10 protein-coding genes are annotated in these 14485 nt (G+C 45.3%); 2 read left to right on the forward strand and 8 right to left on the reverse strand.

The features are described 5' to 3' along the window. Nucleotides 1-18: 18 nt before the first annotated feature. The 5 genes from hldE to L4D74_RS16595 form a co-directional block, all read right to left on the reverse strand. Complete coding sequence (gene hldE / locus L4D74_RS16575) at nucleotides 19-1449, reverse strand: bifunctional D-glycero-beta-D-manno-heptose-7-phosphate kinase/D-glycero-beta-D-manno-heptose 1-phosphate adenylyltransferase HldE (protein WP_428753393.1); 1431 nt, start codon at nucleotides 1447-1449, stop codon at nucleotides 19-21. A 173-nt stretch (nucleotides 1450-1622) separates the two neighbouring features. Continuing rightward, nucleotides 1623-4472 carry a bifunctional [glutamate--ammonia ligase]-adenylyl-L-tyrosine phosphorylase/[glutamate--ammonia-ligase] adenylyltransferase gene (gene glnE, locus L4D74_RS16580; RefSeq protein ID WP_489686469.1) on the reverse strand — a complete coding sequence of 950 codons (2850 nt, stop codon included), beginning with the start codon at nucleotides 4470-4472 and terminating at the stop codon, nucleotides 1623-1625. A 71-nt stretch (nucleotides 4473-4543) separates the two neighbouring features. Continuing rightward, nucleotides 4544-5314, reverse strand: coding sequence for an ABC transporter permease (locus tag L4D74_RS16585; protein WP_265676517.1), 771 nt, complete (start codon nucleotides 5312-5314; stop codon nucleotides 4544-4546). A 1-nt stretch (nucleotide 5315) separates the two neighbouring features. Further along, entirely contained in the window at nucleotides 5316-6239 is a 924-nt protein-coding gene (locus tag L4D74_RS16590; RefSeq protein WP_428753395.1) for an ABC transporter ATP-binding protein, read from the reverse strand. A 216-nt stretch (nucleotides 6240-6455) separates the two neighbouring features. Then, nucleotides 6456-8123, reverse strand: coding sequence for a SulP family inorganic anion transporter (locus L4D74_RS16595; protein ID WP_428753396.1), 1668 nt, complete (start codon nucleotides 8121-8123; stop codon nucleotides 6456-6458). 235 nt (nucleotides 8124-8358) lie between these two features. Between L4D74_RS16595 and can the strand changes: the two genes are divergently transcribed. Beyond that, the gene (gene can / locus L4D74_RS16600; RefSeq protein WP_428753397.1) at nucleotides 8359-9018 is read left to right on the forward strand and encodes a carbonate dehydratase; all 660 of its coding nucleotides are present in this window, start codon (nucleotides 8359-8361) and stop codon (nucleotides 9016-9018) included. Nucleotides 9019-9106: 88 nt separating this feature from the next. Here can and hpt read toward each other — a convergent pair whose 3' ends face one another. Next, on the reverse strand, nucleotides 9107-9637 hold the full coding sequence (gene hpt, locus L4D74_RS16605; RefSeq protein WP_250617381.1) for a hypoxanthine phosphoribosyltransferase: 531 nt from the start codon (nucleotides 9635-9637) through the stop codon (nucleotides 9107-9109). Between the two features lie 518 nt (nucleotides 9638-10155). Between hpt and L4D74_RS16610 the strand changes: the two genes are divergently transcribed. Continuing rightward, nucleotides 10156-10776, forward strand: coding sequence for a LuxR/HapR/OpaR family quorum-sensing transcriptional regulator (locus L4D74_RS16610; RefSeq protein ID WP_428753398.1), 621 nt, complete (start codon nucleotides 10156-10158; stop codon nucleotides 10774-10776). A gap of 118 nt (nucleotides 10777-10894) precedes the next feature. On the opposite strand, the gene lpdA is transcribed toward L4D74_RS16610, so the two are convergent. Both lpdA and aceF read right to left on the reverse strand, forming a co-directional pair. Next, the gene (lpdA, locus tag L4D74_RS16615; RefSeq protein ID WP_250617379.1) at nucleotides 10895-12322 is read right to left on the reverse strand and encodes a dihydrolipoyl dehydrogenase; all 1428 of its coding nucleotides are present in this window, start codon (nucleotides 12320-12322) and stop codon (nucleotides 10895-10897) included. A gap of 278 nt (nucleotides 12323-12600) precedes the next feature. Next, nucleotides 12601-14481, reverse strand: coding sequence for a pyruvate dehydrogenase complex dihydrolipoyllysine-residue acetyltransferase (aceF, locus tag L4D74_RS16620; protein WP_428753400.1), 1881 nt, complete (start codon nucleotides 14479-14481; stop codon nucleotides 12601-12603). Between the last annotated feature and the right edge of the window lie 4 nt (nucleotides 14482-14485).

Raw genomic sequence — 14485 nt, forward strand, 5'->3', positions numbered from 1 at the left:
TCGTGCTATAGAAAGGGATTAACCCTGACCACCCTTGATCGCTTCAATAATTTCCGTCGTTGAGCAGCCATCTTCAAAGTTAAGCACTTTAACTTCGCCACCAGCAGCAATCACTTCGGTTCCGCCAGCGATCTCTTCAGGTTTATAATCGCCGCCTTTAACCAATAAACTCGGCAATACTTCTGCGATTAAACGCTGCGGTGTTTCTTCCGAGAACGGAACAACCCAATCTACCGCACCTAATCCTGCAAGAACGGCCATACGACGATCCGTTGGGTTCACAGGACGGCCTGGGCCTTTCAGTGCTCGCACTGATTCGTCGGTATTCACCGCGACGATCAATCGGTCACCTAGCTCGGCTGCGTGGTTTAAATAAGACACGTGGCCGGCATGAAGAATGTCGAAACAGCCATTTGTCATGACGACTTTCTCGCCTTTTGAGCGCGCTTTTTTCACCGCTTCAATCAAAGCTGATTCACTGATCACACCATAGTCCGTATCCTGACTGCCATGTACCGCTTCTGCTAACTCAATAGTAGAAAGTGTTGATGTACCAAGTTTACCCACTACGACACCTGCCGCAGCATTAGCTAACGCACACGCTTCATCTAACGGCTTACCGGCAGCAACAGAGGCAGCTAATACCGAAATAACCGTATCGCCAGCACCCGTCACATCAAAAACTTCTTTCGCTTGAGTAGGTAGGTGGAATGGTGCTTCACCACGGCGAAGTAACGTCATGCCATGCTCACTGCGCGTGACAAGTAACGCTTCAAAGTCAAACTCTTCAATTAACGCACAGCCTTTTTCTACCAGCTCTTCTTCGTTTTTGACTTTGCCTACCACCGTTTCAAATTCAAGCATATTTGGCGTCAGTAATGTCGCACCACGGTAGCGTTCAAAATCCGCACCTTTAGGGTCGATAAAGACGGGTACACCTGCTGACTTAGCTTGTTGAATGTAGGATTGAACGTGTTCTAACGCCCCTTTAGCATAATCAGACAACACCACCGCTTTTACATTAGGCAACGCGTTCTGCATTCTTGTCAGCACTAGCTCAGGATCGGTATTTTCAAACTTGTCTTCAAAGTCTAAACGGATCAATTGTTGCCCACGGCTAAGTACACGCAGCTTGGTAATCGTTGGGTAGTTCTCTAACTCTACAAAGTCACACTTTACCTTCAGAGAAGTCAGCGTATCAGTTAATACTTTCGCTGGTTCATCTTGCCCAACCAAGCCAATAGTGTGGGCGTGGCCACCTAAAGAGGCGATGTTCATCGCTACGTTTGCAGCGCCACCGGGACGTTCTTCATTGTTTTCTACTTTAACAACAGGTACTGGAGCTTCAGGAGATATACGCCCGGTTGGGCCATACCAGTATCTGTCCAACATAACATCACCAACAATCAGTACGCCTGAATCGCTGTAATCAGGTAGGATGGGTTTCATTTCTTACTCCAAATAACGACCGCGATGAGTTGCCTCACCACGTTAAATTGTTTTGTATGCATCACCCCTGCCGCAGTTGCCAAGCTCGATTTGCAACCGATAGCCCGAATAAGCGCAGGTTAAAGCTTTGAAAAGATAGTAGCACAACTCCTACTACCGATACCAAATTCGCGTTACGAGATCATCCATTGCTTCCAAGCTTGAATCACCGCTTCACGCTCGGCAATAAGCTTGTCTTCTGCAACATCCGCATCCAAATTTAGCAGGTTACGATGATGAATTTCATCTCGCAGCGTCGTGTAGGCACGAATCAGCGTCATTGCCTGCTCTTCTTCCATCACCCCTTGTTTGAGCATGGTTTCAAAGATGCGGACATTGTCCGACCAACGAGTAAGCTTTGGTTTGTCATGGCTAAAACGCAGCACTAAGTACTGAGCTAAGAATTCAATATCGGTGATCCCACCGGGATCTTGCTTGAGCATAAACCGTCCCGCTTTCTTTCCCCCAAGATGCGTTCGCATCTTTTCACGCATCTCAACGACTTTGGGTTTCAGTTCCGATTCTTCTCGCGCTTTCGTTAACACATCAACTCGAGTGTTATTGAATGCCTGCTGCAAATCAGCATCGCCATAGATCAAGCGAGTCCGGACTAAAGCTTGGTGCTCCCATGTCCATGCATCATTGTGTTGATACTCATCAAAAGCATCGGTCGGGCTGACCAGCAAACCAGACACGCCAGAAGGACGCAGTCGCGTATCCACTTCATATAAAATTCCTGACGCGGTACGCGTTGAAAAAATATGAATGATGCGCTGCGCTAAACGTAAGTAGAACTGTCGACCATCCAGCTCTTTTTTCCCATCGGTGTACACATTAACCGGGCAATCATGCATAAAGACAATATCAAGATCCGAGTTATAGCCTAGCTCCCAGCCGCCCACTTTTCCGTAGCCGATCACGGCAAAACCTTTACTGCCACGATCTTTAATGTGCGTCGGTTCACCAAACTTCTCGGCCATTTGCTGCCAAGCTTGATTCACACCGGCTTCAACGATCGCTTCAGCCAAATACGTTAAGTGATCACTCACCTTCATTACAGGTAACACACCCGCAATATCTGCCGCGGCAATACGTAAAATACAGGTTTGCTTAAACTGACGCAGCGCTTCCATTTGCTGCTCCATATCCTCTTCTGGAATACGGGCAAGGTAGTCGCGCAACTCTGTTTTATACGACTCTAATGGCACCGGGTTATAAAGGTGGGAAGGATCTAACAGCTCATCCAGCAAGATCGGATAACGACCTAACTGCTCGGAAATCATTGGACTGGCGGTACATAACCGCACCAGCTGAACCAGTGCGGCGGGGTGCTCATCGAGCAACTCAAGGTACGTTGTTCTGGTCACAATGCGGTGCAACACATACAACACTCGAGACAAACCAAATTCCGCGTCCTTATGAGCATAAATCGCATTGAACACTTTTGGCATAAGGCGGTTTAGTACCTCTCGACCACGCGGCCCCAACGTCTTTTTGGCTAGATCTTTTTTAAACTGGCAGATGATCGTTTGCTTCTGCTCTGCCTCTGCAACGTTCAAGTCATGCTCAAGGATATGCTCAACTACTTCAGCATCATGAGCCATGTCCCATAACTCATGGAAGTGTTTTTGTATTGGGTTGGGCTCTTCTTCATCGTCTTCACCAATCAAATCACCAAACACGCAATGCACGTTAAGCATATGCTGCGAGGTTGCCTCTAACATCAACTCCCACGAATCAAACCCCATCACATAGGCCAATTTGATCTGGTCATCTTCCTTTTCAGGCAGCGTTTGGGTCTGCTTATCGCCCATGGCTTGCAGCAAATTTTCTTGGCGGCGTAAAAAGCAGTACGCCTCTCGTAGGTGCGTCACTTCTCTTTGTTCTAGCAGTTTAAGAGTTTCAATGGCATCAAGCGTTTCAAGTAAACCTCGGCCTCGTAAACTCGGTTCGCGTCCACCACGAATCAGCTGGAAAACTTGGGCAATAAATTCCACTTCTCGAATTCCACCGGGACCAAGTTTGATATTGTTCGCTAGGCCACGGCGCCTCACTTCACTGCTGATCATCGATTTCATCCGGCGCAGAGACTGAATCGCACTAAAATCGATATAACGGCGGAAAACAAACGGGCGCAACATCTGACGCAGTTCCTGGTACTCTGGGTACATCTCCCGCCCCATGACTCGCGCTTTGATCATGGCATAGCGCTCCCAATCACGACCTTGCTCTTGATAATAATCCTCAAGTGCCGCGTAGCTCATCACTAATGGTCCACTTTCACCAAATGGTCGAAGTCTCATGTCAACGCGATAGCAAAATCCATCAAAAGTTGGCTGATCAAGCGCTTTAATAATGCGCTGCCCTAAACGAGTAAAAAACTGCGCATTGGCAATAGAGCGTCTCGCGCCCTGTGTTTCACCGTTTTCTGGATAAGTGAAAATCAGGTCGATATCTGAAGAAAAATTCAGCTCGCCACCACCGAGTTTCCCCATACCAATGATCAACATTGGTTGAGCTTCACCTTCTTCATTACAAGGCGTGCCCCATTCTTGACAGCAAGCCTGATATTGCCAATTGTAGGTTTCAAATATCATGGCTTCGGCAAGCATAGACAAGTGATGTAGGCTTTCCTCAAGCGACCAATCCCCCACCATGTCACGCCAAGCAATATAGGTCATCTCACGGTTACGAAACCGTCGTAATACCCTGTGACCATCGGTTTCTATACTGCATTCCGATAAATGAGCATGTAAGAGGTCACGATAAGACTCCGCGCGTTCGGTATGCTCGAGCATCTCAGGAAGCTGCTGGAACAGTGTCTCGTCTTTCAGCAGTGCCTCTTCAACAAACTCACTGACTGACAATACCCGTTGCAATTGCTCATATCGAACAGGCGTCCAATGAGAAATATCTGTATAGCGCTCTTTAATTCGCTCAATAGACTGTTGAGCATGGTGTTGTAATGGTGCTGGCAGTTGCATTCGTCGTCCTTGTCTCGACTCAAAAACAAAAATGGTGGCTAATGCCACCATTTTACTTGTCACTTTGACGCCTAGCTTCTCAGGCCAATGCCTTTTGTCACTAGATGGTGTGCTACCCCATAAAGTACCACGATAAACACCAATAGTACGCTAAATGAGGTCACAATCCCGACATCCGAAACACCTAAAAATCCATAGCGGAAGGCGTTAACCATATAAACAATCGGATTGATTTTTGATACTCCCTGCCAAAACTCAGGCAACAAGCTGATGGAATAAAATACCCCACCTAGATAGGTAAGCGGTGTCAAAATAAACGTTGGGATTATAGAGATATCATCAAAGGTTTTTGCGAACACGGCATTAATCAAACCGCCTAAAGCAAACACCACCGATGTCAAAAATACCGTCGCGATAATAATGCCCCAGTGCTGCACTTGCAGATCGACAAAAAACAGAGATACAAAGGTTACAATAGTGCCGACCAAAAGACCGCGCACAACACCGCCCATCACAAACCCTGCGATTATCACATAGTTAGGTACCGGTGCTACTAACAACTCTTCAATGTTTTTCTGGAACTTAGCGCTGAAGAAAGAAGAAGCCACATTAGAATAAGAGTTGGTGATTACCGACATCATAATCAGGCCTGGAACAATATATTCCATATAGCTAAACCCGTTCATTTCGCCGATTCGAGAGCCAATCAGGCTACCAAAAATAATGAAGTACAAGGTCATAGTGATAGCTGGCGGTACCAGTGTTTGTACCCATATACGTGTGAAACGGTTAATTTCCTTAGTGAGTAAGCTCTTAAATGCGGTCCAATAAATTGAATACATATTATTGCTCTCCTTGCTTTGGCTGGCGAACAATAGACACAAACAATTCTTCCAATCGGTTGGCTTTGTTTCTCATGGACAACACTTTGATATTAGCTCGACTGAGTTGCTCAAAGACATGATTGAGCCCTTGCGTCTTCTCTAACTCGATTTCCAAAGAGCCATTGACGACTTGCTGTGAGTTCACACCCGACAACTCTGGGATCGTTTGGTTAGTCTCAATATCTAGCACAAATGTCTCAACATGAAGCTTATTTAATAATGACTTCATGGAGGTATTTTCAATCAACTCACCGCGTTGAATGATCCCGATATTACGACACAACAGCTCTGCTTCTTCTAAGTAGTGAGTCGTCAAAATAATCGTAATGCCTTGTTTATTAATTTCTTTAAGAAAGTCCCACATAGAGCGACGCAACTCAATGTCGACACCCGCAGTCGGCTCATCAAGAATAAGCAGCTTAGGTTCATGCATTAATGCTCGAGCTATCATCAGACGTCGCTTCATGCCGCCTGATAAATTTCTTGCGCGCTCTTCACGTTTTTCCCATAAATCTAACTGAGTCAGGTACTTTTCGGCACGCTGCTTTGCCACATCACGCGGCACTCCGTAATACCCTGCTTGCTGTAAGACGATTTGTTGCACGGTCTCAAACGGATTAAAGTTGAATTCCTGCGGCACTAACCCGAGTTGCTGCTTTGCCAATTCCAGCTGTTCATCAATGTCATGGCCGAAGACTTTTACCTTGCCCGAGGTTTTATTCACCAAAGAAGTGATGATACCAATCGTGGTCGATTTTCCTGCTCCGTTTGGGCCAAGCAAGGCGTAAAAGTCGCCTTTTTCAACCGTCAGAGTCACCCCTTTCAGCGCTTCAAAGCCGCCTGCATAGGTTTTACGTAACTGTTCTATCTCTAATGCGTACATGTTGTGCACCAATTGTGGTCAGACACGATAACTGGTAGTCAAATGGTTATAATTTGATAATTCCAATTATATCGAAAAATAAATAACGCCAGCAAACACTGTACCACTCAACATGATGTCGCTTTAGCTTATTTTCAATAGCAAAAGCAACATCATGATTAAATTGCCACTATTTATTCTACTTCTCTATGTCATCCGCTCAGTCATGCACTCATGCTATATCGCTAGGTTAGTTTCATTTTCTAACTGACTTGAAGCCGCGCTTAATGCCTGTTCACGCGATGGATACATATTACTGTTTGGCACCAAATCTAGGATGTGAAACTTTTCAAGCTGCTGCTGCGTCTTTTCATTCGGACACAGAAGATACACTTGGCAGTGCGCATCCAACGCATCTTTGATGGCATTCTCCAAAGCCAGGCCAACCGTTACGTCAATCATGGGGACGTCGGTCAGGTCTAGGATCATTGCCTGGTAATCGGCGATACTGGAGTGCTGCCTAGATATCGCTTTGGAGACACTAAATATCATCGGTCCGGAAAGATAAAAGAACAAAATCTTGCCGTTGGCCTGTTCAAGTAATCGGCGTTCATTTGCTGTCAGTGGTACATCGTCCTCATCGGCATCACTAATCGCCTTAACTTGACGTGCCTGTTCACGACTTAAACGTTCAATAATGATGATATTAGAAATGAATACCCCTAACCCTACCGCGACAATAAGATCGACAAATACCGTTAATAGCATCACGCCATACATAACAGCCATGCCTTGAAGGCTGACCTTATGGGCGCGCTGAATAAAACTCCAATCGAGAATATTAAAACCAACGAATACCGCAATCCCCGCCAGCACAGCCATTGGGATCGGTTCGGTTAATCCACCCGCAACTAATACGACAAGCGCTAAGACTAATGCACGAACCACCCCAGATAATGGCGAACGCGCCCCGACTTGAATATTGGTGACGGTTCCCATAGTGGCACCTGCACCGGGTAGTGCGCCAAATAGTCCCGCCACTAAGTTCGCGAGCCCTTGCCCACGTAACTCTTTATCGGAATCGTGCTCTTTTCTAGTCAGTGAATCGCCAATGACAGCGGTGAGTAAGGTATCAATACACCCTAGCGTGCCGAGCACCAACGCATCAATCACCATCGTCGTCAGCATATCGGCATTGATATGTGGCAACACGATGCTTGGCAGCCCTGCGGGAATTTCGCCGATTCGACGAATGCTGTCCATATCAAAAAACAGCACCGACAATAGAGTCACGGCCACTAACGCGACAAGTTGCGGTGGTACGTATTTTTGATACGACTTAGGGAATAAAAACAAAATAGCCAGCGTCAATAGACCTAAGAAAAGCTCAGCGATATCCATATTACTGAGAATATCAGGCACTGCTTGCAGCGTTCCGATGACGCCTCCAGCGGGTGCTGCCTGCCCCAATAGTGGCGCAAACTGAAGAATAATAAGAATGACCCCAATTCCAGACATAAAACCAGAGACGACACTGTAGGGCATTAGCGTCACATACTTACCCAGTTTAAGCGTGCCTAATAGAATCTGAAATGCACCTGCCATCATCACCACGGTAAACGTCATGGCGAGCCCGGTTTCAGGGTACTTAGCCATCATGCTGGTGAGAACGGCGGTCATAATTACCGTCATAGGACCGGTTGGCTCAGAAATGAGTGTTGAAGAGCCACCAAATAGTGAAGCAAATAACCCCACCATGATTGCCCCCCACAGCCCGGCTTCAGCACCAGCTCCGGATGCAACACCAAATGCTAACGCTAAAGGAAGGGAGATAATCGCGGTAGTGACACCACCAAAAAGGTCGCCTTTGAGGCTTATTTCACGAAAACGATGTGTTAACTGCATATCCATCCTTGTTCAATCACTCGAAAACCGCCGTACGATAGCAAATGTAATAGTGTATGAAGAAGTGTTAGTGGTTAATTCAATTGTTATATCTCATATACAAAATGTCACTTCTTGTATAAGTGGTTGATTTTAGCGACATGAAGACGTCAGATGAGTGCTTTTTGACGTAATTTTTACGGGATTCAAATTGTAACATTGTGTATAGTAATTCGAATCAATTAAGGGAATAACCATGCCAGAAATCAAACAACTCTTTGAAAATAACTCAAAGTGGTCAGAGCAAATAAAAGCAGAGCGCCCAGCGTATTTTGCCAAACTGGAAGAAGGTCAGAACCCGGGCTTTCTTTGGATCGGTTGTTCAGATAGTCGCGTCCCCGCAGAGCGCCTCACAGGCCTTTATTCTGGCGAACTGTTTGTACACCGCAACGTTGCTAACCAGGTCATTCATACTGACCTGAACTGTTTATCTGTAGTGCAATACGCGGTTGACGTATTGAAAGTCAAACATATCATTGTTTGTGGTCACTATGGCTGCGGTGGTGTGAATGCCGCGATTGATAACCCACAACTTGGTCTTATCAATAACTGGCTACTGCATATCCGTGATTTGTACCTAAAGCACAGAAACTGGCTTGGTGAACTGCCTCGTGAAATGTGGGGAGACAAGCTTTGTGAAATCAATGTGGCGGAACAAGTCTACAACTTGGGTAACTCTACCGTGATGCAAAATGCTTGGGAACGCGGACAAGAGACAGAAATTCACGGCGTGGTATACGGCATTGGTGATGGCAAGTTACAAGATCTAGGCGTGCGCTGCTCAAGCCGTGAATCTCTCGAAGTTAACTACCAAGCTGCCATGGCAAAAATTTTAAATAGCGGAGTACTGAAGTAAAGCATACTGTAAGTACTCGAATGATAGTGCCTCCTCTTCACTAGAATAAAAATCGCCCACTCTTAACTAGAAGAAGTGGGCGTTTTTATTATTCCTGAGGAACAACTTTACCAATGTAAGGCAGATGGCGATACTTCTGTGCGTAATCAATACCTACACCGACCACAAACTCATCTGGAATACCAAAGCCAATCCACTTAACATCAACAGGGACTTCACGGCGAGAAGGCTTATCCAATAGCGTACAAATCTGGATAGACTTAGGCTCACGCAGCGACAAAATCTCTTTTACTTTCGTCAATGTGTTACCAGTATCAATAATGTCTTCAACCAATAAGACATCCTTACCTTTGATGTCATCATCAAGATCTTTCAAGATACGAACATCACGAGAGCTTTCCATGGTGTTGCCGTAGCTAGATGCGGTCATGAAATCCACTGAGTGTGTAATATCAATCGCACGTGCTAAGTCAGCCATGAATACAAATGAGCCTCTTAACAAGCCAACCATGACCAAATCTTCGCTGCCTTTATAGTGCTCAGTAATTTCCTTGCCCAAGACTTGAACGCGGTCATGCACTTCTTTCTCGGAAATCATCACTTCAATAGTATGTTTCATATCGATCTCGATTATTGTGGTTTACTCAAACGATACGATTCTAACCGCTTTTAACTCAGTAAAATCTAATCCCAAGAGCAGGATAAAATGAACCCCACTTAGAAGCAGAGGAGTCACTCTTAAAGTGGCGGTATGGTAACACTTTCTGTGTTTCGATAAAAATAGCGGCCGAAATAGTCCGATAAAAAGCTTACTGGTCTAAACCAGCCCCCCTTCTTGTTAACTTAACCTGTTGAAACATTGTTACACTTTCAATAAAAGTGTGATGCGCAGGTAAATACGCACTAATTATCATAATTATCAGTGAATGGGCATTGACCAAGTGATATATGCACCATTACACTTATCACTCAATAGAAAAAGCTAAGCAGTATATTTCCAAAATGGAAAAGTGGTTATTTCATGATAGGCACACTTCATGTCAATCGACCATCCCAACATAGGGGCCACTGACTCAGCACAATAATCTGAGCATTTTTAACGTCACATGCTCAAACAACGTTGGCAAGGAACATAAAATGGACTCAATAGTTAAAAGACCAAGAACTCGCCTGTCGCCTCAGAAGCGTAAACTGCAACTGATGGAAATAGCCTTAGAAGTATTTGCAAAGCGCGGCATTGGCCGTGGTGGACACGCCGATATTGCAGAAATAGCTCAAGTCTCTGTCGCCACTGTCTTCAATTACTTCCCAACCCGAGAAGATCTTGTTGATGAAGTGCTCAATCACGTCGTCTGTCAATACTCTAACTTCTTATCTAACACCATCGATCTTGATATCAACATTAAAGAAAACCTGACGAACATCTTAGATAAAGTAGTCGACATGGTGATGGAAGATTGTCATTGGAATAAAGTGTGGTTCGAATGGAGCACATCAACACGTGAAGAAGTATGGCCGTTGTTTATCTCTTCCAATAAAACCAGCCAAGCGCTGATTGAGAACATGTTTATCAAGGCGATTGAACGCGGTGAAGTTTGCCCGCATCATAACCCTAAGCACCTCACAAGCCTGTTCCATGGCATTTGTTATTCGCTATTCATTGAAGCTAATCGTAATACCGATAGTGACGGTATTAAGTCTTTAACAGATTGCTATATGGATATGGTCTGTATCTATAAAAATGAAGGGAATCACTAGGCTTCACTCGGCCAATTGTCGCCTAAGCATGATTCAGACATAACGTCTCACCATAAACGTTTAGGCATAAAAAAAACCGCTCATCTGAGCGGTTTTTTAGATTCTTAAGAAATCTTAATTATTTCTTTTTCTTCGCTTTAGCATTTGGAAGGTCTGTGATTGTGCCTTCAAATACTTCAGCCGCAAGACCAACAGATTCATGCAATGTTGGGTGAGCGTGAATCGTCAATGCGATATCTTCCGCATCACAACCCATCTCAATTGCTAGACCAATTTCACCCAGCAGTTCACCACCGTTAGTACCAACAATAGCACCACCGATAACACGGTGCGTGTCTTTATCGAAGATCAGCTTAGTCATACCGTCAGCACAATCAGAAGCAATCGCACGACCAGACGCTGCCCACGGGAAGCTTGCTGTTTCGTAGTTTAGACCTTCTGCTTTCGCTTCTTTCTCAGTCTTACCAACCCACGCAACTTCTGGCTCAGTGTAGGCAATAGATGGAATCACTTTCGGGTCAAAGTAGTGCTTCTTACCAGAGATAACTTCTGCCGCTACGTGACCTTCATGCACACCTTTATGCGCAAGCATTGGCTGACCAACGATATCGCCGATAGCATGGATATGAGGCACATTAGTACGCATTTGCTTATCCACATTGATAAAGCCGCGCTCATCTACTTCAATGCCCGCTTTTTCAGCATCAAGCAATTTACCGTTAGGAACACGACCAATCGCAACAAGAACAGCATCATAACGCTCAGCTTCTGCTGGTGCTTTTTTGCCTTCCATTGAAACGTAGATACCATCTTCTTTCGCTTCAACAGCGGTCACTTTGGTTTCAAGCATCAAGTTAAACTTGTTTTTGATACGCTTGGTGTAAACCTTAACCATGTCTTTATCAGCTGCAGGGATCAGTTGATCGAACATTTCAACAACGTCAATTTTAGAACCTAGAGAGTGATATACCGTTGCCATTTCCAGACCAATGATACCACCGCCCATGATAAGCAGTTTGCCCGGAACTTCTTTAAGCTCAAGTGCATCCGTTGAATCCCAAATACGTGGGTCTTCATGCGGGATGAATGGCAATTTGATAGGACGAGAACCCGCCGCAACGATCGCGTTATCAAAGTTAATGGTTGTTTTACCATCTTCGCCATCAACGTCGATAGAGTTAGGACCAGTAAATTGACCTAAACCGTTAACCACTGTCACTTTACGCATCTTAGCCATACCGCCAAGACCACCAGTAAGCTGACCGATTACTTTTTCTTTCCAAAGACGAATTTTGTCGATGTCGGTTTGCGGTTCACCAAATACGATACCGTGTTCAGCAAGCGCTTTTGCTTCTTCGATAACTTTAGATACGTGAAGTAGTGCTTTAGATGGGATACAACCCACATTCAAACATACACCACCAAGCGTGCTATAACGTTCGATTAGAACCGTTTCTAGGCCTAAATCGGCGCAACGGAATGCAGCGGAGTAACCAGCAGGACCGGCACCAAGTACTACCACTTGGGCTTTAATTTCTTTGCTCATTTTGACCTCTTGTAGTCATTATCCCTAACAGGCTGAGTGGGTATTGATTTCTTATATTGAGACGTTGTTTTAAACAACATTATCTAAAGTATGTTGCTTAAACAATGTAATTCAGACCGCCAACAGTTTACAGAGATGTTAATGGTGTGAAAAGTAAATCAATTTAGCCTGTGAGCTAGACAACAATTCGATTTGTAAAAATTACAGTATCATCAAATTGTCATTGAATTTTGTCAATAAGGGCGGCTGTTTCAGCCGCCCTAGTTTCTATTTATTTGTTACAGTACCAAACGGCGAATATCGCTCAAGCAGCTGTTTAAATAAGTAATGAAGCGTGCACCTTCTGCACCATCAATCACTCGGTGATCGTAGGATAGAGAAAGTGGAAGCTGTAGGCGCGGTTCAAATTCTTTCCCGTTCCATACTGGCTTCATTTCAGATTTAGATACCCCTAGGATACCCACTTCTGGTGCATTAACGATTGGCGTAAATGCAGTACCACCAATGCCACCTAGGCTAGAGATGGTGAAACAACCACCTTGCATATCGGCTGCAGTCAGTTTACCAGAACGTGCTTTCTTAGAAATTACGGCTAGCTCTTCAGATAGCTCGTAAATGCCTTTTTTGTTCACATCTTTAAAGACAGGAACAACCAAGCCATTTGGCGTATCAACCGCAATACCAACATTCACGTATTTCTTCAGAATGATGCTCTCACCATCTTCAGATAGTGAAGAGTTAAATGCAGGGAAGGCTTCTAGTGCTTTCGCGACCGCTTTCATGATGAACACAAGTGGTGTGATCTTCATGCCTGTGTCTTTCTTCGCTTCAATCGCATTTTGCTCTTTACGGAATGCTTCAAGCGCCGTGATATCAGCATTATCCCACTGTGTAACATGTGGAATCATTACCCAGTTGCGGTGCAAGTTAGCACCAGAGATTTTCTTGATTTTAGACAGTTTTTGAACTTCCGTCTCACCAAACTTGCTGAAGTCAACTTTTGGCCAAGGTAGTAGGCCAAGTGCTGAACCATCACCGCCTTTACCAGATGCTGCTGCACCAGACTCAAGACGTTTAAGCGCTTCTTTCACGTAAGATTGAACATCTTCTTTCAAGATACGGCTCTTACGACCTGAACCTTTAACTTTAGAAAGGTTAACGCCAAACTCACGAGCAAGACGACGCACAACTGGAGAAGCGTGAGCGTAATCGTTGTTTTCTTGGAAGTCATTTGCTGCTGGAGCCGCTGCAGGCGCTTCTGCTTTAGAAGCCGGCGCCGCCGCTGGAGCGGCTGCTTGTGCAGGTGCTGCAACAGGAGCAGGTGCTGCGCCTTCCACGACAAACGTCATGATTAGAGAGCCAGTTGACACGGTATCGCCAGCTGCAATCTTGATTTCTTTCACTGTACCAGCAAATGGTGCAGGGACTTCCATTGAAGCTTTGTCACCTTCAACAGTAATGAGAGATTGCTCTTCTTCTACTGTATCGCCAACCGCTACCATGATTTCAGTCACTTCGACTTCGTCGCCACCGATATCTGGTACGTTGACTTCTTTCTCAGCAGATGCTGCTGGAGTCGCTGCAACTGGTGCTGCCGCAGGAGCAGGAGCTGCTGCCGGCGCTGAACCAGCCACTTCGAATACCATTACTAGAGAACCAGTAGACACTGAATCACCAGAAGCGATCTTGATTTCTTTAACGATGCCCGCGAATGGTGCAGGTACTTCCATCGAAGCTTTATCGCCTTCAACAGTAAGAAGCGATTGCTCTTCTTCTACTGCATCGCCGATTGCAACCATGATTTCAGTGACTTCAACTTCATCACCACCGATGTCTGGAACATGTACTTCTTTAAGCTCTACTGCCGCAGGCGCAGCTGCAACAGGTGCCGCCGCTTCAACTGCTGGCGCAGCCGGAGCGCCGGCCGCTTCCGCTTCGAAGATCATGATAAGAGAACCAGTAGAAACAGAATCGCCTTCTGCTACTTTGATTTCTTTAACGATACCCGCTTGAGACGCTGGAACTTCCATAGAAGCTTTATCGCCTTCAACAGTGATCAGTGACTGTTCTTCTTCAACCTTGTCGCCAACGTTAACCAGAATCTCAGTTACTTCAACCTCATCTGCACCGATGTCTGGTACATTAATTTCGATTGTCATTGTA

Origin of the sequence: Vibrio cionasavignyae, assembly GCF_050337155.1 — a bacterium.
GTDB classification, from domain to species: domain Bacteria; phylum Pseudomonadota; class Gammaproteobacteria; order Enterobacterales; family Vibrionaceae; genus Vibrio; species Vibrio nomapromontoriensis.